This is a genomic window from Curtobacterium sp. Leaf183, assembly GCF_001424385.1.
Taxonomy (GTDB): Bacteria; Actinomycetota; Actinomycetes; order Actinomycetales; family Microbacteriaceae; genus Curtobacterium.
The window spans coordinates 1-24,537 of sequence record NZ_LMPO01000010.1; the positions used below are offsets into that span (position 1 = coordinate 1).

A 24,537-nucleotide genomic window follows, 5' to 3' on the forward strand; every position below is an offset into this window, starting at 1 on the left:
GCGCGGTCGCGCGTCGGGCGCGGTCGCGCGTCGGGCGCGGTCGCGCGTCGGGCGCGGTCGCGCCGAGGTGCGGTCCCGCGGTCGCGGTGCGGATCGGTGTCGTACAACAGGAAGCAGCTCGCACCACGGGATCACGTGGTGCGAGCTGCTCCCTGTTGTGCGACGTCGGCCGACCGTGCTGCCGCGGCGCGTGGCGCTACATGCGCTCGGGCGCGCTCACCCCGAGCAGGCCGAGGCCGTTCCGCACGACCTGGCCGGTCGCGTCGTTCAGCCAGAGCCGGGTGCGGTGCAGGTCCGTCACGGCCTCGTCGCCGAGCGGCGTGACGCGGCAGGCGTCGTACCAGCGGTGGTACAGCCCGGCGAGCTGCTCGATGAAGCGGGCGATGCGGTGCGGCTCGCGGAGTTCGGCGGCGCGGCGCACCACGCTCGGGTACTCCGCCAGGGCGCCGAGGAGCGCGCTCTCGGTGTCGTGGGTCAGCAGCGCGGCGTCGAACACCGACCGGTCGACACCGGACGCGGCGGCGTTCCGCGCGACCGACTGCGTGCGGGCGTGGGCGTACTGGACGTAGAAGACGGGGTTGTCATTCGTGCGCTTGGTCAGCAGGTCGAGGTCGATGTCGATCGCGGTGTCGCTGGCGAACCGCACGAGCGAGTACCGGCCTGCGTCGACCCCCACGGCGTCGACGAGGTCCTCCATCGTGACCACCGTGCCGTTGCGCTTCGACATGCGCATCGGCTCGCCGTCCTTGAGGAGGTTCACCATCTGGCCGATGAGGATCTCGAGGTTCGTGCCCGGCTCGTCACCGAACGCCGCACACATCGCCATCATGCGGCCGACGTAGCCGTGGTGGTCCGCGCCGAGCATGATCAGGTTGCGCTCGAACCCGCGCTCGCGCTTGTCGAGGTAGTACGCCAGGTCGCCGGCGATGTACGCGGGCTCGCCGTCGGACTTGATGACCACGCGGTCGCGGTCGTCGCCGAAGTCGGTCGTGCGCAGCCACAGTGCACCCTCGGCCTCGTACATCTTGCCGAGCGACCGCAGCCGCTCGATGGCGCGCTCGACGGCCTTCGACTCGTGCAGCGCGTTCTCGTGGAAGTAGACGTCGAAGTCCACACCGAACTCGTGCAGGGACTGCTTGATGTCGGCGAACATGAAGTCGACGCCCTCGCGGCGGAACAGCTCCTGCGCCTCGGCACGGGGCAGGTCGCGGACGTCACCGTCGTACGTCGCCATGACCCGCGCGGCGATCTCGCCGATGTAGGCACCGCCGTAGCCGTCCTCGGGCGTGGGCTCGCCGAGCGCCGAGGCCACGAGCGACCGGGCGAACCGGTCGATCTGGTTGCCGTGGTCGTTGAAGTAGTACTCGCGGGTAACGAGGCCGCCCTGCGCCTGGAAGACCCGCGCCAGGCTGTCGCCCACGGCCGCCCACCGCACGCCGCCCATGTGGATCGGGCCGGTCGGGTTCGCGGAGACGAACTCGAGGTCGATCCGGACGCCGTCGTACAGGTCCCCGCGGCCGAAGGCCTCGCCCTGGTCGACGATCGTGCGGGCGACCTCGCCAGCGGCGGCAGCCTCGAGCGTGATGTTGATGAAGCCCGGGCCGGCGACGTCGACCGACGCGACACCGTCGAGCTCGGTCAGCTCGCCGGCGATCTCGGTCGCGAGCGCACGCGGGTTCGTGCCGAGGCGCTTCGCCAGCTGCATCGCCGCGTTCGACGCCCAGTCGCCGTGCGCCCGGTTCTTCGGCCGCTCGAGCGCTGCGTGCGACTCCTGGACCGTCACGGTGTCGGAGGCCCCACGTCGGTCGACGATCCCGGTCAGGATCGACAGGTACGCGGCGGAGAGTTCGGCAGGAGTCACGGCGAACGAGTCTACCGGGGACATGCAGCATCATGGGCCGCATGACCACCCGACGACCCGCCCGGGCGATCAGCGTCGCTGCGCTCGCCGTCCCAGCCGCCCTCGTCCTCGCCGCCTGCTCCGGTGGCGGCGCCTCCCCCACGACCTCACCGAGTGCCGCGACCGGCAGCAGCGTCGACCAGACGTGCGCACAACTCGTCCCCGCGGAGACGTTCACGGTCTACGGCGAACGGTTCACCCGCGACACGTCGGCGACACCCGCCAAGGGCTCCCCCGCTGCCCGCATCGCCCAGCAGCACGGCCGGGTGTGCGTCTGGCAGGAGGCCGACGACCCCTCCGTCACGATCACGCTGGCCGTCGCGGAACTGCCTGAGAAGTCGCTCACGAACCTGAAGGACGCGCTGTTCGACCGCGGTGGATCGGTCCCGACCTACACGGTCGAGGGGTACTTCGCCCTGACCCACGACGTCGGCCGTGCGGACGCCTTCGCCGACCCGTACTGGATCACCACGTCGTCGACCCTCTTCACCGAACCGGGCACCGCACAGCCCGTCGTCGACGCCGCCCGCCAGGCACTCACACCGAGCGCGTCGGCCACGCCAGCAGGCTGACCGGACGGGAGGCCCGGCTCGCCTCCGCACCGCGGCTGCCGCCCCGACGGGTGGTCCGGTCGGGCGGTGGGGACCTGCTACGGTTGATCACACCCCAGGGCCCCCATAGCTCAGGGGATAGAGCACTGCCCTCCGGAGGCAGGGGCGGAGGTTCGAATCCTCCTGGGGGCACAGAGACATTCCCGCGCAAGCTGTCGTCCTCGCTGCGCTCGGTCGGCAGCGCGCGACATCGCGGCAGGCCGCGACCAATCCCCGTGGGTACCGCCGGTAGACCAAGTCCGCCGCTGCGCTCGATCTGCTGCGATCGACATCGCGGCGGGCCGCGACCGTGGTCCGACGTCCAGCGTCATGTTCGAGGTCGCACGACTTGCCGCTCAGGTACGTCCAGGGTGCTCGAGTCGTCGGTACCGGGCGGCGAGATGCGCGAATTGTGGAACCTCGGGGGTGCGGGGCTCGCGGGGGCCGGGTGGGCGGGCGGGCGGGCGGGCGGGGCGCCGGCACGAGCACGGTCGGGGGCCTCGGGCGGGGGTAGCGTCGCGGCCATGACGTTCGTGTTCCCGGAACCTGAGGTCGAGCCACTGCGCGGTGGGCCGGTCCTCCGCTGGGGCGTGATCGGTCCCGGGGAGATCGCGAACGACTTCACGAGCACGCTGCACGCCAACTCCGACCAGCGCGTCGTCGCCGTCGGCTCACGGTCCGCCGAGCGCGCCGCCGCCTTCGCCGCACGCCACGGCGTCCCGGCCGCCCACGACTCGTACGAGGCCCTCGTCGCCGACCCCGCGGTCGACATCGTCTACGTCGCGTCGCCCCACCCGCAGCACCTCGAGCACGCCCTGCTCGCGATCGCGGCCGGCAAGCACGTCCTGGTCGAGAAGCCGATGACCACGTCCGGGGCCGACACCCGTCGCCTCGCCGCCGCGGCCCGCGAGGCCGGCGTGCTCGCGATGGAGGCCATGTGGACCCGGTACCTGCCGGGCACCACGGTCGTTGCGCGCCTGCTGGCCGACGGCACGCTCGGCGACGTCCGGCTCGCGACCGTCGACGTCGGTTGGCCGCACGACCCCGCCGACCCGGGCGACCGCATGTTCGACCCCGCCGTGGGAGGTGGTGCGCTGCTCGACGCCGGCGTCTACAGCCACTGGTTCGCACGCTTCGCCACCGGCGCCCCGGTGACCAGTCGCACGACCGGAGCGGTCTCGGACCGTGGGGTGGACCTCCAGTCCGTGACGGTGTCACGCGCGACCGGCGGCGCGCAGGCCGTGGTGACCACGTCGATCACCGCGTGGACCCCCGGCCTGGCGATGATCGCGGGCAGCGCGGCGACCGTGCGGTACACCGACCACTTCGTGTTCCCGGCCTCGTTCGCGGTGCACCGTGGCGCAGACGCCGACCGCTGGTCCGAGCCGACCGGGCTGCGCGGCCGACAGGGACTGGTGTGGCAGGCCGCGGCGCTGGCGCGGTACGTCGCCGACGGCCGGACGGATTCCCCGGTCCACTCGCTGGACGACGCGATCGGGGTCGCCGAAGCGCTCGACGCGGCCCGCGCGGCACTCGACGTTCCCCAGCAGGACACCTCGGCCCCCTAGGATCACGGGCCGGTCGACCTGCACACGACCGGGAAGAGGACTCGATGACCGTCGCCACCGGGAACCCGCAGACCGAGCTCGCCCGCGGTGGTGCCGCACCCGATGCGCGCACCCTGCTCGACGTGCTCCGTGCGACGGCGGAGGCGCATCCCGAGGCGTTCGCGCTCGAGGACGCCGACGGCGCGGTCGACTACCGGTCACTCGTGCAGCTCGTCGCGGGACGGGCCGACGACCTGGCCCGACGGGGCGTGCACCCCGGCGACCGGGTGGGCATCCGGATCCCCTCGGGCAGCCGTGAGCTCTACGTCTCGATCCTGGCGGTGCTGGCCGCCGGAGCCGCCTACGTGCCCGTCGACGCGGACGACCCCGAAGAACGCGCGACGCTCGTGTTCGGCGAGGCGCGGGTCGCCGGCGTGATCGGTGCGGGCGGGGTGCTGCGGGCCTCTGGCCGTGCCGACGCGCCCGAGTCCCCCGTCGTCGACCCCGCGGCGAGCGCCAGCGCACCCACCGCCGAGGACGACGCGTGGGTCATCTTCACGTCGGGGTCGACGGGGGTGCCGAAGGGCGTCGCGGTGACCCACCGGTCGGCTGCGGCGTTCGTGGACGCCGAGGCGCGGATGTTCCTGCAGCGCGCGCCGATCGGGCCGGGTGACCGGGTGCTGGCGGGGTTGAGCGTGGCGTTCGACGCGTCGTGCGAGGAGATGTGGCTGGCGTGGGGGCACGGCGCGTGCCTGGTGCCCGCGCCGCGGTCGCTGGTGCGGACCGGGGTGGACCTGGGGCCGTGGTTGATCGTGCACGGGATCACCGTGGTGTCGACGGTGCCGACGCTGGCCGGACGATGCCCTCGAGCAGGTGCGGTTGGTGATCTTCGGTGGGGAGGCCTGCCCGCCGGAGCTGGCCGCGCGGATCGCGAGCCGCGACCGGGAGCTCTGGAACACCTACGGTCCGACCGAGGCCACCGTCGTCGCGTGTGGTGCGCTGATGGACGGGTCCTCGCCGGTCCGGATCGGCCTGCCGCTCGACGGGTGGGACCTGGCGGTCGTGGACGCGGCCGGGCAGCGGGTCGCGCCGGGCGAGGTCGGGGAGCTCGTGATCGGTGGGGTGGGACTCGGTCGGTACCTCGACCCGGCGAAGGACGCCGAGAAGTACGCGCCGTTCCCGCAGCTCGGGTGGGACCGGGCGTACCGGAGCGGGGACCTGGTGCGGTACGACCCCGAGGGGCTGGTGTTCCAGGGTCGCGCGGACGACCAGGTCAAGCTCGGCGGTCGACGCATCGAGCTGGGCGAGGTCGACGCGGCGCTGCAGGCGCTCGACGGCGTGGCCGGGGGTGCGGCCGTCGTGCAGCGGACCCCCGCGGGCAACCAGGTGCTGGTCGGGTACGTCGCCCCGGTCGCCGGTGCCACGATCGACACGAGCGCCGCGAACGCCCGGTTGCGGCAGGAGCTGCCGGCGGCGCTCGTGCCGCTGCTGGCCGTGGTCGACTCGCTGCCGACCCGGACGTCGGGCAAGGTCGACCGTGCGGCACTCCCCTGGCCGCTGACCGGTGACGGGGCGACGGCGGCGCTCCCGCCGACCGTGACGTGGATCGCGGAGCGGTGGGCCGCGATCCTGGGCGTGCCGGTCACGGGCGAAGACGACGATTTCTTCGCGCACGGCGGCGGTTCGCTGACCGCGGCGCAGCTCGTCTCCGCCATCCGGGAGCGCTACCCCGCGACGACCGTGGCCGACGTCTACGACCACCCGCGGATCGGGGCCCTCGCGGACGCGCTCGACGCCTCGGGTCCCGTCGCGGCGGCGCACCGGGACGTGCGGCCCACACCGCCGGCGACGGGGATCGCGATGACGCTGCTCGGCCTGCCGGTGCAGGTGCTCCGCGGCCTGCGGGTCCTGACGTGGACGGCGCTGGTCGCCGAGGTCCTGCACGCGACGACGCTGCCGTTCCTGCCGACGCTGCCCTGGCCGGCGCTGGTGCTCGCGCTGCTGGTGTTCGTGACGCCGATCGGCAAGATGGCCGTGACGGTGGTGCTGGTACGGCTCGTGCTGCTCGGGGTCCGTCCGGGCGACCACCCCCGTGGCGGGTCGGTGCACGTGCGGGTGTGGCTCGCGGAACGGATCGCCGAGGCCGTCGACGGTCCCTCGACCGCGGGTGCGCCGTGGATCAGCTACTACGCCCGTGCGCTCGGCGCGCGGATCGGGCAGGGCGTCGACCTGCACACGCTGCCCCCGGTGACCGGGATGCTCACCATCGGCAAGCGCGCGTCGATCGAACCCGAGGTCGACCTGGCCGGACACTGGGTGGACGGCGACGTCTTCCGGCTGGGCCGGGTGCGGGTCGGCCCGGACGCCGTCGTGCGCAGCCGCACCACCCTGCTGCCCGGCGCGGTCGTCGGCGCGGGCGCCGAGATCGAACCCGGTTCCGCCGTCACCGGGTCCGTGCCAGACGGCGAACGCTGGGCGGGATCCCCTGCGGAACGCGTCGGGTCGGCCCGGCACGGACGGGAGGAACGCCCCGCGCCCGGCCGGCGGTGGCTGGTCGCGTACGGGGCCGGCTCCGTGGCCGTGGCCGGGCTGCCGGTGGTCGGGGTCGCGGTGGGTCTGCTGGTCACCGCCGCCCTGGTCGGGCGCGCGCAGTCGTTGGGCTCCGCCGTCGGGCACGCGCTGGCACTCGTGCCGCTGGCCACGGTCGTCGCCGGGGTCGTGTACGCCGGCCTGGTCGTCGGCGTCGTCCGGCTGCTCGGCATCGGCCTGCACGAGGGTCGACACCCGGTGCGGTCGCGGATCGGGTGGCAGGCGTGGTGCACCGAGCGGGTCCTCGACGCGGCCCGCACGCTGCTGTTCCCGCTGTACGCCAGCCTGGTGACGCCCCTGTGGCTCCGGCTGCTCGGGGCACGGGTCGGACGGAACACCGAGATCTCCACGGTGTTGCTGCTGCCGTCCCTGACCCAGATCGCGTCGGGGGCGTTCCTGGCCGACGACACGATGGTCGCCACCTACGAGCTCGGTGGTGGTCGGGTGACGATCGGCAGGTCGAAGGTCGGTCGCCGGGCGTTCCTCGGCAACAGCGGCATGACGGGCGCGGGACGGTCCGTCCCGCGCGAGGCCCTGGTCGCGGTGCTCTCCGCCGTCCCGAAGAAGGCCAAGCGCGGGTCCTCGTGGCTCGGCTCCCCGCCCGTGCGACTGCGGCGCGCGGTCACGACGTTCGACGAGGAACGCACCTTCCGTCCGTCCCGCGGGCTCCGTGTCGCCCGCGGCTGCTGGGAGCTCCTGCGGCTCGTCGCCCCGATGGTGTCCGGCGCGATCGCGCTCGCCGTCTGCGGGACCCTGCTGGCGTCGTGGTCCGCCGTCGGGTTCGGGTGGACGGTCCTGCTCACCGCGCCGGTCCTCGTCGTCGCCGGTGCCGTCGCCGCCGTGGTGTCGACCGCCGCCAAGTGGGCGTTCGTCGGCCGGATCGCCGCGCGGGAACACCCGCTGTGGTCCTCGTTCGTCTGGCGGAACGAGGTGCAGGACACCTTCGTGGAGACCGTCGCCCGTCCGTGGTTCGCCGAACAGGCGACGGGGACGCCGGCGCTCGCCGCGTGGCTGCGCAGCCTGGGGGCGACGATCGGACGCGGGGTGTGGTGCGAGACGTACTGGCTGCCCGAGGCCGACCTGGTCACGATCGGCGACGGGGCGACGGTCTCCCGCGGGACGGTCGTGCAGACACATCTGTTCCACGACCGGGTGATGCAGCTCGACACCGTGACGGTCGACGCCGGCGGCACGCTCGGTCCGCACAGCGTGATCCTGCCGGCGGCCGGCATCGGTGCCGGAGCGACGGTCGCGCCGGCGTCGCTCGTGATGCGTGGCGAGCAGGTGCCGGCCGGGACCTCGTGGGCGGGCAACCCGATCTCGCCGTGGGACAGCGCCCCGTGGACACCCCTCGTCGCCGCCCCGGTCCCCGACTCCGTCGTCGTGGCAGACTGACCGGCACCGTGAAGCCGATCACCACCGCCGCGCCGACGGCCGCCGACCCCGACCCGTACACGCCGCACAGCGGTGACCGCCGCTGGAGCGCGAGCCACTACGAGCTCCGCGTCGACTACCGCGTCGCGACGAACCGGTTCGACGGCACCGCGACGATCACGGCGACCGCGGACACGGCGCTGGACCGGGTCGTGCTCGACCTGCACGGGATGTCGGTGGACCGGGTCGACGTCGACGGGGTCCGCGCGAAGAAGACCTCGTCCGGCATCCACAAGCTGACGGTTACACCGGCCACGCCGATCGATGCCGGTGCGGAGTTCACCCTGCACGTGCGCTACCGGGGTGCCCCGCGGCCCCTGCGCAGTCCGTGGGGACAGATCGGGTGGGAGGAGCTGACCGACGGTGTCATCGTCGCCGCCCAGCCCACCGGTGCGCCGTCCTGGTTCCCATGCAACGACCGGCCCGACGACAAGGCCACCTACCGCTTCGAGATCACCTGCGAGGCCGGGTACGACGTCGTCGCGAACGGCCAGCTGCTCGGCAAGGAGCGCGCCGGGCGCGGGACGCGCTGGACCTTCGCCACGACCGAGCCGATGGCGACGTACCTGGCGACGGTGCAGATCGGTCGCTACCGCACGCACGAACTCCGCGGCGGACCGGTCCCCGTCACCCTGCACCACCCGGCTGACCTGGCCTCGGCGGCGAAGACCGACTTCGGGCAGGTCCCCGAGATGCTCGCCCTGTACGCCGACCGGTTCGGCCCCTACCCGTTCCCCGCCTACGGCGTCGTGGTGACCGACGACGAGCTGGAGATCCCGCTCGAGGCCCACGGGCTGGCCGTGTTCGGCCGCAACCACGTCGACGGCGAGCACGGCACCGACCGGCTCATCGCGCACGAGCTCGCCCACCAGTGGTTCGGCAACTCCGTGACGCTCGGTCGCTGGCGGGACATCTGGCTGCACGAGGGCTTCGCCTGCTACGCCGAGTGGCTCTGGTCCGAGCACCGCGGCGGTGACACGGCCGACGCCCTGGCAGCGCAGCACCGCGCCGGCCTGCTCGAGCAGCCCGCGGACCTGGTCGTCGGGGACCCGGGCGCGGCGGACATGTTCGATGACCGCGTCTACAAGCGCGGCGCCCTGGCCCTGCACGCGCTGCGTCGGACCCTGGGTGACGAGGCGTTCTTCTCCGGACTCTGGACCGTCACGGACCGGCACCGCCACGGCACGGTCGCACCGGACGACGTCGTCGACGCCTTCGTCGAGGCGTCCGGCACCGACGCCGACCGGGTCCGAGCAGTCCTCGGCCCGTGGGTCGACGAGCCGACCGTGCCCGAGCTGCCCTAGCCGCTGACGTTGCCCCTGCGGCTGACGTTGCCGCTGCCGCTGCCGCTGCCGCTGCCGACGGGACGCTCCCAGAGCGCGACGGTGCTCTCGAACCGGTCGTACCGGTGCGGCTGCACGACGCCGTTCGGCCGGTAGCCGAGGGCGCGCCAGAACGGCTCCGCGACCGCGGCGTTGGTCGCCACGATCCCCAGCCGGATCCGCTCGACACCGCTGACACCGCGGACCCGGGCGAGCACCGCGTCGTGCATGCTCCGGCCGAGGCCCTGTCCGTGGCGCCTGCCGTGCACGACGAGCAGCCCGATGTACGCGGTCGCCGGGTCGGGGTACCCGATCAGGACGTCGGCGAAGGCCACCAGCTCCGGGCCGTCCCACAGCCCGATGCCCAGCTTGCCCGCCGGGTCGAACCCCGGCGGCACCGTGATGAGGGCGGAGAGTGCGTCGGACGGCCCCGGCGGGTAGCCGGTCACCCGCTCGGAGTAGGTCGGCACCGACTCGAGCAGCTGCTGCAGGGCATCGACGTCGTCGGCGGCGAGGTCGCGGACGACGGACGGCCCCCGGTGGTCCTCGACCTGGACCGGGCCGGTGCAGGACACCGCGACCACCAGGTCCTCGTCGAGCCAGCGGACGTGCACGGGGTACTCGGCGGTGCCGAGGGTCGCTGCGCCCCGGGCGAGGTCGACGTCGACCGACGCGGGGTCGACCCGCAGGCCGCGCCCGTCGCGCTTGAGCACCGCTTCCTTGGCAGCCCAGCAGGCCGTCAACGCTGCCGGGTCACCGCCGGACCGTCGGAGCTCGCCGGGCGTGAACGCATCGTCGAGCGGTGCCGCGACCAGCCGGCTGCGGCGTTCGAGGTCGACACCGATCGCTCCATCGTCCACCCTCGGTGGCGCGGGCGTCCGGTTGCCGGGCGTCGCCCTGCCGGAGGTCCGGGGGCCGACCGCGAGTGCGACCGCCCCGGGCGCCCTCGCCAGGCTGATCTCGACCGGCTCGCCGTCGACGGTCGCCCACGGGCGACCGTGGTCGGTGCCGCGGCAGTGCGGACACCGCCGGCCGACGGCCGTCGAGGGGAGGAGCGCGCCCGTGACCGACGCGACGAACGCGCGCAGGGCCTCCCGGTCGGCCGCGTCGTCGGCACCGCGACCCGTCACGCGGACCCAGACAGCTGACTCGTCCATGGCCCCACCGTACGTGTGTAGTCGGAGCCGCAGCGGTCGAGTGGACGACGAGACGCCGCCGGGGTCCGGCGGCGTCTCGGTCGGGTCGTTCCTGCTGGTGTGCTCGTCTAGGCGTGGGTGAGAGCGATCAGCGCCACGTTCATCGTGGAGTAGAGCCCCTCGGACCGGGTGGCCTGGCGGACGCGGCCCCGCAGGACCTCGTAGCGGCCGTCGTGCTCGCGCACGAAGCCGATCACGCCACTGGCGGGTGTTGACACCCGGTGGAAGCCGTCCTCGAGCGGGACGACCTCCGTGTTCATCGTACGTTCCATCTGTCGACCCCTTTCGTCGTCGAAACGGTCATGTCGGATCCTACTCCCGACGGGGGACAAGCGACGTCCCCCGCCCCACTCTCTCCACAGGTCCTGGGGGAATCCGACAGAACCGTGCGCCCCCTGGATAGACTCCGGGCGACGGCGCTCCTGGCGCGGTGACACCGGGGATCCGGGGCCGCGGCGCACGCGCTGCCGGACGGACGGAGAACGGATGCGAACGGTCCAGCGTGGATCGCACACCTGGCAGTTGGACACGGACGGCCCGACGGGCGGGCGGGGTACATCGGTGCGGGTCCGGTCCCGGCGCTGGGCGGCTCGCGTGGCCGCGGTGCTCGTCGCGGCGCTGCTCGTGGTGGGTCCGGCCTCGGCCGCCAGCGCCACGGCCCCGGTGCAGCTCGACGGCGCCTACGTCGTCGACGACTCCGGAGCGCTGACCTCCGCGCAACAGTCCTCGGTCGAGCGGGCCGTCCGCGACCTCGCTGACAAGACGAACACGCAGCTCTACGTCGTGTACGTCGACTCCTTCACGAACCCGTCGGACCACACCGCCTGGGGTGCGGCGACGCTGTCGCAGAACCAGATCGACTCCAACGGCATCCTGCTGTCGATCGCGACGCAGGCCCGCACGTACGACGTGCAGCAGACCAACGAGACCTCGATCAGCAGCTCCGACGTGCAGCAGGCCGTCAACGACGACCTGCTCCCCGGGCTGCGGGACGGCAACTGGTCCGGCGCGGCCACCGCGTTCGCGAACGGTCTGTCGTCCTCACAGGACCCGCCGGACCTGACGTGGCTGTGGATCCTGCTGCTCGTGGTCGTGATCGGGATCGTGGTCGTCGTGCTGGTGGTCCGCACCCGCAACAAGCGCCGGACCGCGGCCGCCACGCGGGCGCAGGAAGCCTCGCTCGCCGACCTCGAGCGCACGGCCGGCGCTGCGCTCGTGACCATCGACGACGAACTCCGCACCGCCGAACAGGAAGTCGGCTTCGCCGCCGCGCAGTTCGGCACGGACGCCGCCGAGCCCTTCGCGAAGACGGTCGACGCCGCCAAGAAGAACGTGCGGACGGCGTTCACGTACCAGCAGCAGCTCGACGACGAGGTCCCGGACTCCCCGCAGCAGCGTGCCGACTGGTCGAACCAGATCATCGCCATCTGCGAGCAGGCCCACGCCGCCATCGCCGAGCAGACCGAGTCGTTCGACCAGCTCCGCTCGCTCGAGGACGGCGTCGAGGACGCGGCCGCCGCGCTCGGTGACGCGGTCCGTGCAGCACCGGCCTCGGTCGACGGGGCCGCGGCGGCGCTCGACCAGGTCCGGGGCTCGTACACCGGCCGCACGCTCGCCACCGTCGCCGACAACGTCGACCAGGCTCGCCAGGTGCTCGCGTTCGCGACCGAGCGATCACAGGCCGCCGACGCAGCGATCGCCAGCGGCGACAAGGGCGAGGCGGTCGTCGCCGTGCGCGACGGGCAGCACGCGCTCGCCCAGGTGCAGCAACTGACGGGTTCCGCGGTCGGCGCCGACGCGACCTTCCGCGAAGCCGCTGCCCGCGTCGACGCGATGCGGCTCGACATCCAGGGCGACGTCGCCGCGGCCCGGGCCATGCGGGCGCAGAGCCCCGAGCTGGCCTCCGCCGTCGTCACGGCGGAGACGGTCCTGCGAGAGCGGCTCGACCCGAAGGACCCGATCGCCGCGGTCGACGCCCTGACCAAGGCGAACACCGAGATCGACGCCGCGCTGGCCTCGGCCCGCGGCGCCCAGGAACAGCACGAACGCGCGCAGCGGGCACTCGACTCCGCGATCCGCGACGCCCGCGCACGCATCAGCCAGGCGCGGGAGTTCATCTCGCTGCGTCGCGGTGGCGTGGGCACGACGGCGCGCACCCGGTTGTCCGAAGCCGAGCGGGCGCTCGACGACGCCATCGACCTGGCCACGACCGACCCGCAGCGAGCGCTCCAGGCGGCTCGCGCAGCCGAGCAGTACGCGGCTGCGGCGATGGACGAAGCCGGCAGCGACATGGGCGGTTGGCCCGGCGGGGGCGGTGGCACCGGTGGCGGGGCCCAGCTCGGCGGACTCGTCACCGGCATCGTGCTCGGTGGACTCCTCGGCGGACGCGGCGGCTCCTTCGGCGGCGGCTCGTTCGGCGGGGGCGGCGGCGGCTTCGGCGGGGGCGGCGGCTTCGGCGGAGGCGGCGGCGGCGGAGGCGGCGGCTTCTCGGGTGGTGGTCGTTTCTGAGCCGACCACGCTGAGACCGAACCCCAGACGCACCACCGACGGCACCACCACACACCAGCACCACCCCAGGAAGGGAAACCGCAATGGCAAAGCAGACGATCTTCGGTCGTATCTCCTCGCTCGTCCGGGCGAACGTCAACCAGCTCATCGACAACGCCGAGGACCCGCAGCTGATGCTGGACCAGCTCGTGCGCGACTACACGAACAACATCGCGGACGCCAAGAGCGCCATCGCCCAGACGATCGGCAACCTCCGCCTGCTCGAGCAGGACAACGAAGAGGACGTCCGGGCCGCACAGGAGTGGGGCCAGAAGGCCGCGAACGCGTCGACGGCTGCGGACAAGTACCGCACCGAGGGCAAGGCGAGTGACGCGGACAAGTTCGACAACCTGGCGAAGATCGCGATCGGCAAGCAGATCGCGGCCGAACAAGAGGTGAAGGACAACGCGACGCCGCTCGCCACGCAGAACGAGCAGGTCGAGAAGCTCAAGCAGGGCCTGGCAGGCATGGAGGAGAAGCTCCAGGAGCTGAAGTCCAAGCGCGACAGCCTCGTCGCCCGCTCCAAGACCGCCGAGGCCCAGTCGAAGGTCAACGACGCACTCGGCAACATCGACATCACCGACCCGACGAGCGACCTCAACCGCTTCGAGGAGAAGGTCCGTCGCGAAGAGGCGAAGGTCATCGGGCAGCAGGAACTGCAGTCGTCGAGCCTCGACGCCCAGTTCGAGTCGCTCGAGGACGTGGGCAAGGACGCCGAGGTCGAGGCCCGACTCGCGGCACTGAAGTCCGGCGGGTCGTCCTCGCTCTGACCCGCGAGCACGGACGGCGCCGAGCCCGGCCTGCCAGGATGAGGACATGCAGTTCCTCGTCGTCGGTCAGTGGCAGGGTTCGGCGTCGTCGCGCGCGATGCGCCTCGGCGACGGAGCCGCCGCCATAGCAGCCGATCTCCCCCGCACCGCGACCACCGTCATCGACGTCCCGACGGGCGCGGGTGACCGGCTCGAGACCGCGGTGGCCCGGTACACGTCCGTGTTGCAGGTCGCAGAACGCGTGGCAGAAGAGGTGTCGATCGCATCGGAGCCGGTCCTGGTGATCGGTGGCGACGGAGCGAGTGCCCTGGGCGGCAGCGTCGCGCTGGGGCCGCAGACGGCCTTCGTCCGCATCTCCGGGTCGAGCGGCTACCGGTCGCTGAACCGCGCCCAGCCCGTCGCCGCCGAGACCGCCGCGCTCCGCATCCTCGTCGACCGGGCGGACGACCTGTTCACCGGGCTGCCGGTGGTCCCGGCGGGATCGGTCGTCCTCGCCGGCACCCGCGGGGTCGAGGACGCCGAGACCAACGCCGTCACCCGTGCGGGCATCCGCTCACTCGACGTCGACGCTGCAACGCCGGACGCGATCTCCGCAGCGGTCGACGCGACCGGGGCCGACTCCGTGTACGTGCACGTCGACCTCGACGTGCTCGACCCGTCCGAGGTGGACGGCCTGCTCGAACCCGTGCCGTTCGGCCTCGACGGCGCCGCCCTGGTCGAGCGCATCCAGGCCGCGACGCGCGGCCGACGGCTGGCCGGTGCGGCACTGACGGGGTTCGCACCCGTCAGCCCGGACCGCGCGGTCGACGACATGGGGGTCATCCTCCGCGCGGTGGGCGCACTGACCGCGGCCTCGCGGGTGTCCTGAGCCGCACAGCAGGTCCACGACCGCCGCATCCCCATCGCTCGGGCCGGTCCATGCCGCTCCGCGTACGCTCGACGCCATGACGGACTACGACCTCATCGTGATCGGCGCCGGAGCAGTCGGCGAGAACGTGGCGGACTACGCCCACAAGCGCGGCCTCTCGGTCGCGGTCGTCGAGGCGGAGCTGGTGGGCGGTGAATGCTCCTACTGGGCGTGCATGCCCTCCAAGGCCCTCCTGCGCAGCGGACACGCCCTGGCCGCGGCGAAGCGGCTCGACGGCGCGAAGCAGGCCGTGACCGGTCAGCTCGACGCCGCCGCGGTGCTGGCACGTCGTACCTCGTTCACGAGCGACTGGGACGACTCCAGCCAGGTCGCCTGGCTCGAGTCCGCCGACATCGCCCTCCTCCGTGGCCACGCGCGGATCACCGCCCCGAAGACCCTCGAGGTCACCAGCCCCGAAGGCGACGTCGCGACCCACACCGCCCGCGCCGCGATCGCCGTGGTCACCGGTTCGCTGCACACGCTCCCCGACGTCCCCGGCCTGTCCGAAGCGGCACCGTGGGGCACGCGCGAGGGCACGAGCGCGAAGGCCGTCCCGGAGAGCCTGCTCGTCATCGGCGGCGGCGTCGCGGGCACCGAGCTCGCCACCGCTTGGGCATCCCTCGGAGCGAAGGTCACGATCGTCGCGCGGCACGGACTGCTGGGCGGTATGGAGCCGTTCGCGGGCGAACTCGTCGCCGACGCCATGCGGGAGTCCGGCATCGACGTCCGACTCGGGGTCAACCCGACCCGCGTCGACCGCGACGAGCACGGCCTGGTGACGACGACGCTCGACGACGGCTCGACCGTGATCACCAGCGAGGTCCTCGCCGCCACCGGTCGCGCCGCGCACACGAAGGACCTCGGGCTCGAGTCCATCGGCCTGACCGCCGGTGACTGGCTCGACGTCGACGACACCATGCTCGTCACCGGTACCGACTGGCTGTACGCCGTCGGCGACGTGAACCACCGCGTGCTGCTCACCCACCAGGGCAAGTACCAGGCGCGCGCCGCGGGCGAGGCCATCGCAGCGCGTCACCAGGGCACGCCGCTGCACACCGAGCCGTGGGGAGCGCACGTCGCGACCGCGGACCACGCCGCTGCTCCGCAGGTCACCTTCACGGACCCCGAGGTCGCGAGCGTCGGCCTCACCGAGGCGAAGGCCCGGCAGCAGGGGATCAACGTCCGCGTGGTCGAGTACGAGCTCGGCAACATCGCCGGCGCCGCACTGCAGGCCGACGGCTACGTGGGTCGCGCCAACATGGTCGTCGACGAGGACCGCAAGGTCGTGGTCGGCATGACCTTCGTCGGCCAGGACGTCGCCGAGATGCTGCAGGCAGCGACGATCGCCGTGGTCGCCGAGGTCCCCCTCGACCGGCTGTGGCACGCCGTCCCCGCCTACCCGACCATGAACGAGATCTGGCTGCGGCTGCTCGAGACCTACGGCCGTCCGGAGTAGCGGGTGCGCAACCCGCTGCTCGACTCACCCGTGTCCCGGCTCGGGTGGCTCTTCGCCACCGGGGTCGGGCTCGCGGTGGGGCTGCCGCTCTCGACCGGGCCGATCCGGGTCGTCGACGGTCTGGTCGTCTGCTCCGGTCTGCCGCGGTGGGTGTTCCGGCGTGGTGGCACCTGCGTGGGCTCGGTCTACCTGACACGGGACAACGACGGTGACCGGGTGCTGCGCCACGAACGCGTGCACGTCACGCAGTGGCGGCGGTACGGCATGCTCATGCCCCTGCTGTACGCCGTCGCCGGTCGCGACCCGCTGCGCAACCGCTTCGAGGTCGAGGCCGGGCTCGAGGACGGCGGCTACCGCTGACTCGGTTCCGCCGGCCCGCCGAGGTTCCACGACACGCCGCACGTCACGCGTCGACGTGTCACGAACGAACGGTGCGGATGCCCGAGATGCGCAAATTACGGAACCTCAAGGGCGCGCGCGGCGGGGCACGACGAGCGGGGTGCCGGTCTCCGGGTCGGCGACGACGACGCACGGCAGCCCGAACACGTCCTCGACGAGCTCGGCCGTCAGGACGGCGGCCGGCGGCCCCTGCGCCACGATCTCCCCCGCCCGCATCGCGATGACGTGCGTCGCGTAGCGCGCAGCCTGGTTCAGGTCGTGCAGCACCGCGACCACCGTGCGCCCGGCGGCGTGCAACGACGCCGCCAGCTCGAGCACGTCGTACTGGTGCGCGATGTCGAGGAAGGTCGTCGGCTCGTCGAGGAGCACGATCCCGGTCTCCTGCGCCAGCACCATCGCGATCCACACGCGCTGCCGCTGCCCGCCGGACAACTCGTCGACGCCGCGGTCGGCCAGCGCCAGGGTGTCCGTCTGCACGAGCGCCTTCTGGACCGCGGCACGGTCGTTGCCGCTGGTGGGGTGCAGCAGGTCCTGGTGCGGGAAGCGTCCCCGGGACACCAGGTCGCGGACCGTGATGCCGTCTGGGGCGATCGGGGTCTGCGGCAGCATGGCCACCCGGCGTGCGACGGCCTTCGGGCGGTACGACGACAGCGGCGCCCCGTCGAGGTACACCGTTCCCGTGGACGGCGTCAGCGTCCGGGCGAGCGCCTTGAGCAGCGTCGACTTGCCGCACGCGTTCGGGCCGACGATGACCGTCAGCTCGCCGTCGGGGATGTCCACGTCGAGACCGTCGACGACGACACGGTCGTCGTAGGCGAGCGTCAGTCCGCGTGCCCCGAGCGCCGTCGTCGGCGCGGCGACCGACGCAGCGGGCCCGGCCGCGGCGTTCAGTTCTCGGCCCTGCCGTGCCGCCAGTAGCCCATGAACGCGACCTGACGGCGGTCGAGGCCGACGCCGCGCACGAGGTGCCGGCGGAGCTCCTTGACACACGCCGCCTCGCCGGCGATCCACGCGTAGAGCTGCGCGTCGGAGGCCGGCGGAACGTCCCACAGGACCTGCTGGTCGACATCGACGTCGACCAGCGCGTCCCCAGCGTCAGCGGCACCGGCACCGGCACCGGACACAGCGCCGTCGTCACCGACCGCACGCGACGCCCAGGCGTGCACGTGGTCGGTCATCCGGGCGCCGTGCGTCGCCCCGTTGCGCGCGATCCACCGGACCTCGACCCCCGCGGGCGCCGTGACGGGCAGCCGGTCGGCGTCGGTGGGGACCTCGATGAAGACGTGGCCGACCGTCGTGACGTCGAGGGCCTCGAGGATGGCGCAGATGGCCGGCGCGGCGGTCTCGTCCCCCGCGAGCAGGATCCGGTTCGCCGCCCCGGGAGCGAACTCCGCCGCACCGGACGGCAGTTCCGCTGGCGAGGACGGCACGGCGGGGCCGACGATCCGGAGCTCGTCGCCGACGGCGCAGGACGCGACCCAGCGCGATGCGGGCCCGGTGTCGCCGTGCGCGACGAAGTCGATGTCGAGCTCGTGTGCGTCGGGGCGGAACGACCGGACGGTGTAGGTGCGCAGCGGGTTGCGGGTGGCGTCGGGCAGGTCACGCCAGGCGCTGTACCAGTCGGGCCCGTCCGGCAGGTCGGTGAACCCGTGACCCGGGATCGGCAGCACGACCTTGATCCGCTGGTCGAGCCCCACCGACGCGAACTGTCCGAGGTCGTCGCCGGTCAGGGTCACGCGCACGAACGACGGGGTGAGCGACACGACGGCGGCCACACGGACGGAGAAGACTCGGTACCGGACTGCCACGCCTTCGAGTATGGCATGCCTTACCTAAGGCATCCAGGGGAAAGCGCGGTGCAACACTGGCGTGGTGCTCGAACCCGACGACGAATTCCGCGACCTGACCGACCTCGCCCGCGCGAGCGGCGTGACGGAGCCGCTCCGGGCCTCCCGACAGGACCTGCCCGTCGACGGCCACGGCGCGGTCTCCGCGATCCGGTGGCAGGACCCAGCGGACCCCGGACGGGAGGCCCGGGTCACCTACCTGCACGGCCTCGGCATCGACGCCCACAGCTTCGACCAGACGGCCCTGCTCGTCGGCGAGCCCGCGGTCGCTCTCGACCTGCCCGGCCACGGCCGGTCCGCGTGGCGGGACGACGCCGACTACGCGGCGTCCGCGACGGCGCCCGCCGTCCTGGCCGCCCTCGACGCCCTCGCGGTCCCGCCGGGGCTGCTGGTCGGGCACTCCCTCGGCGCGATCCTGGCCGCCCGGATCGCCGCGACCGCGCCCGAGCGCGTGACCGGCCTGGTGCTGGTCGACATGTCGCCGGACTTCGCCCAGCGCGCCGTGGACCGCATCGCCCGCGCGCTCGAGACCGAGGAGCCGTTCGCCGACCTGGACGAGGTCGTCGACCGGGCGATCGAGGCCCGGGTCGGCGACGACCGCCAGGTCCTGCTGCGCGAGGCACGGCACACGACACGGCTGGGGCAGGACGGCCGCCTGGTCCGCCGGCACCACTTCCCGCACCTGCCCGCCGGACGGACGTCGTCGGTGGGGCGGTTCGCCGACGCCTGGCCCGACCTGCAGTCCCTCGACGTCCCGGTCCTGCTCGTCCGCGGCGACCGCGGGTACGTCTCCCCGAAGCTCGAGCGGACGTTCGGCGAACGGCTGCGCGACGCCGAGATCGTCACCGTCGAGGCACGGCACGCGGTGCAGACCCAGGCGCCGCACGCGCTGGCCGCCGCGATCCGGGAATGGGCGTCGCGTCACGATTTGTTGCACGGGGGCGGAGAACCCACAGCGCGCCGGTAGATTCTCCCGAGCGCACGCGACGTGCCGTCGCTCCCCGCCGGAAGGAACCCACCACCCATGAGCCCGCTCCTCCCCCGTCGATCCGTCAGCCCGGGGGGCCGTCGGGGCCTCCGGACGGCGCTGGTCGCGACCGCGGTCGCCGTCGCAGCGGCCGTCGCCCTGAGCGGCTGCAGCGGCTCGTCGACGCCGACCGGCGGCAACGACGCCACCGTGCGCGTCGGCCTGGTGCTCGAACCGACCAGTCTCGACATCCGGACCCAGTCCGGCGCCGCGCTCGACCAGGTGCTCATCGACAACGTGTACCAGGGGCTCGTCGGTCGCACGGCGGACGGCGACGTGCGCGACGTGCTCGCGGCCTCGCACGAGGTCTCGAGCGACGGCCTGACGTACACGTTCACGCTGCGCAAGGGCATCACCTTCCAGGACGGCAAGTCCGTCACCGCCGCCGACGTGGTCTGGTCGCTCGAGCAGGTCAAGGGCAACGCCTCGTACGTCGACTCCGCCAAGCTCGCCGGTGTGACGTCGATCACCGCCCCCTCGGACGGTGTCGTCCGGCTCACGCTCGGCAAGCCGGACTCCGACCTGCTGTTCAACCTGACCGGCCGTTCCGGGCTCGTGCTCGAGAAGGCCGCCACGAACGACCTGTCCGACACCGCGAACGGCACCGGACCCTTCAAGGTCTCGTCGTGGAAGCAGGGCGACGCACTGACGTTCGTCCGCAACTCGGGGTACTGGGGCACGAAGGCGAAGGTCGCGAAGATCGTGTTCCGGTACATCACCGACCCGTCGACGGCCGTCAACGCGATGGCGAACGGCGACCTCGACGTGCTCAACCCCGTCGACGGCACGCTCAAGAGCCAGCTGCAGGGCAACGGCGACGTCACGCTGCACAGCGGCAAGACGACCGACAAGTACACGCTCGCGTTCAACGACCAGAAGGCGCCGTTCACCGACAAGCGGGTCCGTCAGGCCATCCGCCAGGCGATCGACCCGAAGGCGCTGATCAAGGCCATCGGTGGCACGGGCGTCGAGCAGGGCGGTCCGATCCCCGAGCTCGACCCCGGCTACGAGGACCTGACCGACATCGACGCGTACGACCCGTCGAACGCCAAGAAGCTCCTGGCCGCGGCCGGACAGCAGGACCTGCAGCTCACGCTGACGTACGCGAACGTCTACCCGGCGACGATCGGCGACGTGCTGAAGTCGCAGCTGGCCGACGTCGGCATCACCCTGAAGGTCGAGCGGGTCGACTTCGCGACCTGGCTGTCGAGCGTGTTCCAGAAGCCGGCGTCCGGGACCCGCGACTTCGACCTGTCGATGGTCGACCACGTCGAGGCGCGCGACTTCGGCAACTGGGCGAACCCCGACTACTACTTCGGCTACGACAACCAGCAGGTCCAGGACCTCTACGCGTCGTCCATCGCCACCACCTCGGCGGACGAGAAGGCGGCCGACCTGCGCAAGGCCGCGCGGATCGTGAGCGAGGACGCGGCCGGCGAGTGGCTCTACACCGCCACCGAGATCACCGCGGTCCGCTCGGGGGTGACCGGGTTCCCGGTCGACGGTGGGAACTCCCGCCTCGACCTGGCGAAGCTCGCCGTCTCGTAGCGCCTGACTACGATCGTCTCGTGACCCGGTTCCTCGTCGGGCGACTGCTGCTGCTCGTCGTCGGCCTGCTCGTGGCGAGCATCATCGTGTTCGCCGTCCTGCGCGTGCTCCCCGGCGACGTCGCCCAGGTCGTCGCCGGCACCCAGGCGACGCCCGCGACGGTCGCCCAGCTCCGGCAGCAGCTCGGCCTGGACCGTCCCGTCGTCGTGCAGTACCTCGACTGGATCGGCGGGGTGCTGCACGGCGACCTCGGGCGGTCCCTGGTGACCCGCGGCCCGGTCGCGCCGGAGATCGCGCAGAAGCTCGCGGTGACGCTCCCCCTGGCCGGCATGTCGCTCGCGGCGGCGCTGGTGCTCGGCGTCCCGCTCGGCGTCCTCGCTGCGGTGCTCCGCCGACGCGCGAGCGGTGCCGTCATCACGTTCGTCGCGCAGGCCGTCGCCGCGGTCCCGGTCGTGTGGGCCGCCCTGCTGCTCGTCGCGCTCTTCGCCGTGACGCTGCACTGGCTGCCCACGCAGGGCTTCCCCCTCGACGGCTGGTCCGAGCCCGGGCGAGCGCTGTCGTCGCTCGTGCTGCCCGCGGTGACGATCGGTGCGGTTGAGGGTGCCGTCATCCTGCGGTTCACCCGCTCGGCGACCCTGTCCGTGCTCGACGCCGACCATCTGCGCACCGCCGCCGCCGTCGGGCTGACCCGCACGCAGGCGCTGCTGCGACACGGGCTCGGCTCGGTCGCACTCACCGTGCTCGCGGTCCTCGGCGTGCAGATCGCCGGCCTGCTGGTGGGCGCGGTGGTCGTCGAGCAGGTCTTCTCGCTCCCCGGGGTCGGCCGCATGCTCGTCACCGACGTCGGACGACGCGACATCACCAAGGTGCAGTCCGAGCTGCTCGTGCTGACCGGCCTCGTGCTGCTCGTCGGGTTCGCCGTCGACGTGGCGCACCGGGCCCTCGACCCCCGGCAGCGAGAGGCCTCGTGATGACCGGAGGCAGCATCCGCCGACTCGTCGCCCGACCGACCGGGGCCTTCGCCGTGGTCGTCCTCGGGCTGCTCGTGGTGCTCGCCGCGGTGTCGCTCGTCTGGACGCCGCAGGACCCGTTCCGCACGGACCCGTTCCACCAGTGGGACCCGCCGAGCGCCGCGCACTGGTTCGGCACCGACGCCGTCGGCCGGGACATCGCCAGCTACCTCCTCGCCGGCACCCGGACGACCGTGCTCGTCGCGGTCGGGTCCGGCGTGATCGCCAGCGTCGTCGGCATCCTGCTGACCGCCCTCGGGTCGCTCACCGCCCGCTGGGTGCGCGAGGGCACGGCCGGGCTGCTCGACATCCTGGTCGCGTTCCCGACGCTGCTGACCGCGATGCTGCTGACCGCCGTGTTCGGCGGGTCGCTCGGGGTCGTCATCGTCTCGGTCGGCCTGGCGTTCGGCGTGACGATCGCCCGGGTCGCCCGTGGCGAGATCCGCCGCATCGCCCGGAGCGACTACGTCACCGCGGCCAGGGCCTCGGGCGTCGGGCCGACCGGCGTGCTGCTGCGACACCTCGTGCCGAACGCCGCGCCGGTGTTCACCGTGCAGCTCTCGCTCGCGATGGCCACCGCCGTGCTGGCCGAGGCGGGGTTGTCCTACCTCGGCTACGGCGCCGGGTCGGGCACGGCGTCATGGGGCAGCCTGCTGTCCGACCTGCAGACCTACATCGGCGTGCACCCGTGGAGCGCGACCTGGCCGGGCGCCGCCATCGCCCTCGTCGTGATGGCGCTCTCGCTCCTCGGGGACGCCGTCCGCGACGCATCCGACCCGCGCCTGGCCACGGGCGACCGCGCCCGCGACGCCCGCGCCGCGGGCGACAGCGCCCGCACCGCCGGCGAGTCGGAGGTGACCGCATGACCGCCGACGGCAGCACCACGGGCACGACCGCCGCCGGCACGCTCGAGGTGCGCGGACTGTCCGTCCGCATCGCGGGGCGGACGGTCCTGGACGACGTGACCTTCACCGTGCCTCCCGGCGGTCGTGTCGGCGTGATCGGGGCCTCCGGGTCCGGCAAGTCGATGACCTCGCTCGCCCTGATGGGCCTCGAGCCGACCGGCGCCGACGTGTCGGGCAGCATCCGTCTCGACGGCCAGGAACTGGTCGGGCTGACCGACCGGCAGCGCGCGCCGTTCCGCGGCGCACGGATGGGGATGGTGTTCCAGGAGCCCGCGACGGCGCTCGATCCCCTGCGCCGGGTCGGCCGACAGATCGCCGAGCCGCTCCGGCTGCACCGCGGGCTCGACCGTCGGGGCGCCGACGCCGCGGCGCTCGACCTCGCCCACGCCGTCGGGCTGCCCGACCCGGCGTCGCTGCTTCGCCAGTACCCGCACCAGCTGTCGGGTGGGCAGCGGCAGCGGATCTGCATCGCGATGGCACTCGCCGGGCGGCCCGGGCTGCTCATCGCCGACGAGCCCACGACGGCGCTCGACGTGACGACCGAGGCGCGCATCCTCGACCTGTTCGACGGACTCGACGTGTCGCTCGTGTTCGTCACGCACGACCTGGCCGTCCTGGCCCGGATCGCCGACACGGTGGTGGTGCTCGATGCCGGCCGCGTGGTCGAGACCGGCACCGTGGCGGACCTGCTGGCCGCACCGCGGCACCCGACGACCCGCGCGCTCGTCGACGCGGCACGCGCCACCGCCAGGAGGGCACCGTGACCGCACTCGAGGCCGTCGGCCTGCACCGCACCTACCGGCTCCCCCGCCGAGGCCCCTTCGAACCCGGTCCGGTCCGCACCGCCGTCGACGGCGTCGACCTGACGGTCGCCACCGGCGCGCGGCTCGGGATCGTCGGCGAGTCCGGCTCCGGCAAGTCGACGCTCGTCCGTCTGCTGGCCGGACTGGAGGCCCCCAGTGCGGGGACCGTGACCGCCGACGGCCGTCCCGTGGTCGCGTCCGGGTCCGCCGCCGCGATGCGCTGGTTCCGTCGCGAGACCGGGGTGGTCTTCCAGGACCCCTACGGGTCCCTCGATCCGCGGATGCGTGTCGGCGCGATCGTCGCCGAGCCGCTGCGGGCCCTGCGGATCCCGGGCGTGCACGCGTCGATGGTGGCGTCGGCGCTGTCGCGCGTGGACCTGCCGGCCGATGCCGTGGACCGGTACCCGCACGAGTTCTCCGGCGGGCAGCGCCAGCGCATCGCGATCGCGCGCGCGGTCGTGCACGGGCCGGCGATCCTGTTCGGGGACGAACCGATGAGCGCGCTCGACGTGGTGGTCCGCGCGCGGGTCATCGAACTGCTGGAGTCCCTGGCTGGCTCGCTCGGATTGACGATGGTGCTCGTGTCGCACGACATCGGCGTGGTGCAGCGGCTGTGCGACACCGTCGCCGTGATGGCGGCGGGGCGGGTCGTCGAACACGGCCCGGTGTCCCTGCTCGACGCACCGACGCACCCCGTCACGAGGGCGTTGGTCGCTGCGGCACCAACGCTCCCCTAGGGC

19 protein-coding genes, 1 tRNA gene and 1 pseudogene are annotated in these 24,537 nt (G+C 73.1%); 16 read left to right on the plus strand and 5 right to left on the minus strand.

The window, feature by feature from the left end; genetic code table 11:
* Window positions 1–196: 196 nt before the first annotated feature.
* Window positions 197–1,813: an arginine--tRNA ligase gene (gene argS, locus ASG04_RS14660; RefSeq protein WP_414835837.1), complete on the minus strand. Its 1,617-nt coding sequence runs from the start codon at window positions 1,811–1,813 to the stop codon at window positions 197–199.
* A gap of 89 nt (window positions 1,814–1,902) precedes the next feature.
* Here argS and ASG04_RS14665 point away from each other — a divergent pair, with 89 nt between their 5' ends.
* From ASG04_RS14665 to ASG04_RS14685, 5 genes and pseudogenes are all read left to right on the plus strand, one after another.
* A complete protein-coding gene (locus ASG04_RS14665; RefSeq protein ID WP_056125865.1) occupies window positions 1,903–2,472 on the plus strand; it encodes a hypothetical protein in 570 nt (189 codons plus the stop codon).
* A 99-nt stretch (window positions 2,473–2,571) separates the two neighbouring features.
* Window positions 2,572–2,643: transfer RNA gene (locus ASG04_RS14670), tRNA-Arg, on the plus strand.
* A gap of 371 nt (window positions 2,644–3,014) precedes the next feature.
* Window positions 3,015–4,058, plus strand: coding sequence for a Gfo/Idh/MocA family protein (locus ASG04_RS14675; RefSeq protein ID WP_056125868.1), 1,044 nt, complete (start codon window positions 3,015–3,017; stop codon window positions 4,056–4,058).
* A 44-nt stretch (window positions 4,059–4,102) separates the two neighbouring features.
* A pseudogene (locus ASG04_RS14680) lies at window positions 4,103–8,021 on the plus strand (Pls/PosA family non-ribosomal peptide synthetase).
* 8 nt (window positions 8,022–8,029) lie between these two features.
* Window positions 8,030–9,364, plus strand: coding sequence for a M1 family metallopeptidase (locus ASG04_RS14685; RefSeq protein WP_235515561.1), 1,335 nt, complete (start codon window positions 8,030–8,032; stop codon window positions 9,362–9,364).
* On the opposite strand, the gene ASG04_RS14690 is transcribed toward ASG04_RS14685, so the two are convergent.
* Together ASG04_RS14690 and ASG04_RS14695 are read right to left on the minus strand one after the other, a co-directional pair.
* Window positions 9,361–10,539 (minus strand): GNAT family N-acetyltransferase, encoded by a 1,179-nt coding sequence (locus tag ASG04_RS14690; RefSeq protein ID WP_056125870.1) that lies wholly within the window; start codon window positions 10,537–10,539, stop codon window positions 9,361–9,363. The genes ASG04_RS14685 and ASG04_RS14690 overlap by 4 nt on opposite strands.
* Before the next feature lie 107 nt (window positions 10,540–10,646).
* Entirely contained in the window at window positions 10,647–10,838 is a 192-nt protein-coding gene (locus ASG04_RS14695) for a hypothetical protein (protein ID WP_056125872.1), read from the minus strand.
* Between the two features lie 334 nt (window positions 10,839–11,172).
* Here ASG04_RS14695 and ASG04_RS14700 point away from each other — a divergent pair, with 334 nt between their 5' ends.
* The 5 genes from ASG04_RS14700 (at window position 11,173) to ASG04_RS14720 (ending at window position 16,618) form a co-directional block, all read left to right on the plus strand.
* Window positions 11,173–13,086 carry a TPM domain-containing protein gene (locus ASG04_RS14700; protein ID WP_056125874.1) on the plus strand — a complete coding sequence of 638 codons (1,914 nt, stop codon included), beginning with the start codon at window positions 11,173–11,175 and terminating at the stop codon, window positions 13,084–13,086.
* 83 nt (window positions 13,087–13,169) lie between these two features.
* Window positions 13,170–13,895, plus strand: coding sequence for a PspA/IM30 family protein (locus ASG04_RS14705; protein ID WP_056125876.1), 726 nt, complete (start codon window positions 13,170–13,172; stop codon window positions 13,893–13,895).
* 46 nt (window positions 13,896–13,941) lie between these two features.
* The gene (locus ASG04_RS14710; RefSeq protein WP_056125878.1) at window positions 13,942–14,763 is read left to right on the plus strand and encodes an arginase family protein; all 822 of its coding nucleotides are present in this window, start codon (window positions 13,942–13,944) and stop codon (window positions 14,761–14,763) included.
* A gap of 76 nt (window positions 14,764–14,839) precedes the next feature.
* Window positions 14,840–16,258, plus strand: coding sequence for a dihydrolipoyl dehydrogenase family protein (locus ASG04_RS14715; protein WP_056125880.1), 1,419 nt, complete (start codon window positions 14,840–14,842; stop codon window positions 16,256–16,258).
* 3 nt (window positions 16,259–16,261) lie between these two features.
* The gene (locus tag ASG04_RS14720; protein ID WP_056125881.1) at window positions 16,262–16,618 is read left to right on the plus strand and encodes a hypothetical protein; all 357 of its coding nucleotides are present in this window, start codon (window positions 16,262–16,264) and stop codon (window positions 16,616–16,618) included.
* 105 nt (window positions 16,619–16,723) lie between these two features.
* On the opposite strand, the gene ASG04_RS14725 is transcribed toward ASG04_RS14720, so the two are convergent.
* Together ASG04_RS14725 and ASG04_RS14730 are read right to left on the minus strand one after the other, a co-directional pair.
* Complete coding sequence (locus ASG04_RS14725; RefSeq protein WP_056126128.1) at window positions 16,724–17,548, minus strand: ABC transporter ATP-binding protein; 825 nt, start codon at window positions 17,546–17,548, stop codon at window positions 16,724–16,726.
* Window positions 17,545–18,465: a siderophore-interacting protein gene (locus tag ASG04_RS14730; RefSeq protein ID WP_235515562.1), complete on the minus strand. Its 921-nt coding sequence runs from the start codon at window positions 18,463–18,465 to the stop codon at window positions 17,545–17,547. The genes ASG04_RS14725 and ASG04_RS14730 overlap by 4 nt, the downstream gene beginning before the upstream one ends.
* Before the next feature lie 64 nt (window positions 18,466–18,529).
* Between ASG04_RS14730 and ASG04_RS14735 the strand changes: the two genes are divergently transcribed.
* The 6 genes from ASG04_RS14735 to ASG04_RS14760 are packed head-to-tail and all read left to right on the plus strand — an operon-like array spanning window position 18,530 to window position 24,534.
* Window positions 18,530–19,471 (plus strand): alpha/beta fold hydrolase, encoded by a 942-nt coding sequence (locus ASG04_RS14735; protein ID WP_162241732.1) that lies wholly within the window; start codon window positions 18,530–18,532, stop codon window positions 19,469–19,471.
* A gap of 57 nt (window positions 19,472–19,528) precedes the next feature.
* Entirely contained in the window at window positions 19,529–21,079 is a 1,551-nt protein-coding gene (locus tag ASG04_RS14740; RefSeq protein WP_056125888.1) for an ABC transporter substrate-binding protein, read from the plus strand.
* A gap of 20 nt (window positions 21,080–21,099) precedes the next feature.
* Window positions 21,100–22,050, plus strand: a complete 951-nt coding sequence (locus ASG04_RS14745) for an ABC transporter permease (RefSeq protein ID WP_056125889.1) — start codon at window positions 21,100–21,102, stop codon at window positions 22,048–22,050.
* Window positions 22,050–22,955, plus strand: a complete 906-nt coding sequence (locus ASG04_RS14750) for an ABC transporter permease (protein WP_056125890.1) — start codon at window positions 22,050–22,052, stop codon at window positions 22,953–22,955. Before ASG04_RS14745 ends, ASG04_RS14750 begins: the two co-directional genes overlap by 1 nt.
* Window positions 22,952–23,758: an ABC transporter ATP-binding protein gene (locus tag ASG04_RS14755; protein ID WP_056125892.1), complete on the plus strand. Its 807-nt coding sequence runs from the start codon at window positions 22,952–22,954 to the stop codon at window positions 23,756–23,758. Before ASG04_RS14750 ends, ASG04_RS14755 begins: the two co-directional genes overlap by 4 nt.
* Window positions 23,755–24,534: an ABC transporter ATP-binding protein gene (locus ASG04_RS14760; protein ID WP_082518240.1), complete on the plus strand. Its 780-nt coding sequence runs from the start codon at window positions 23,755–23,757 to the stop codon at window positions 24,532–24,534. The genes ASG04_RS14755 and ASG04_RS14760 overlap by 4 nt, the downstream gene beginning before the upstream one ends.
* The last annotated feature ends 3 nt before the right edge of the window (window positions 24,535–24,537 follow it).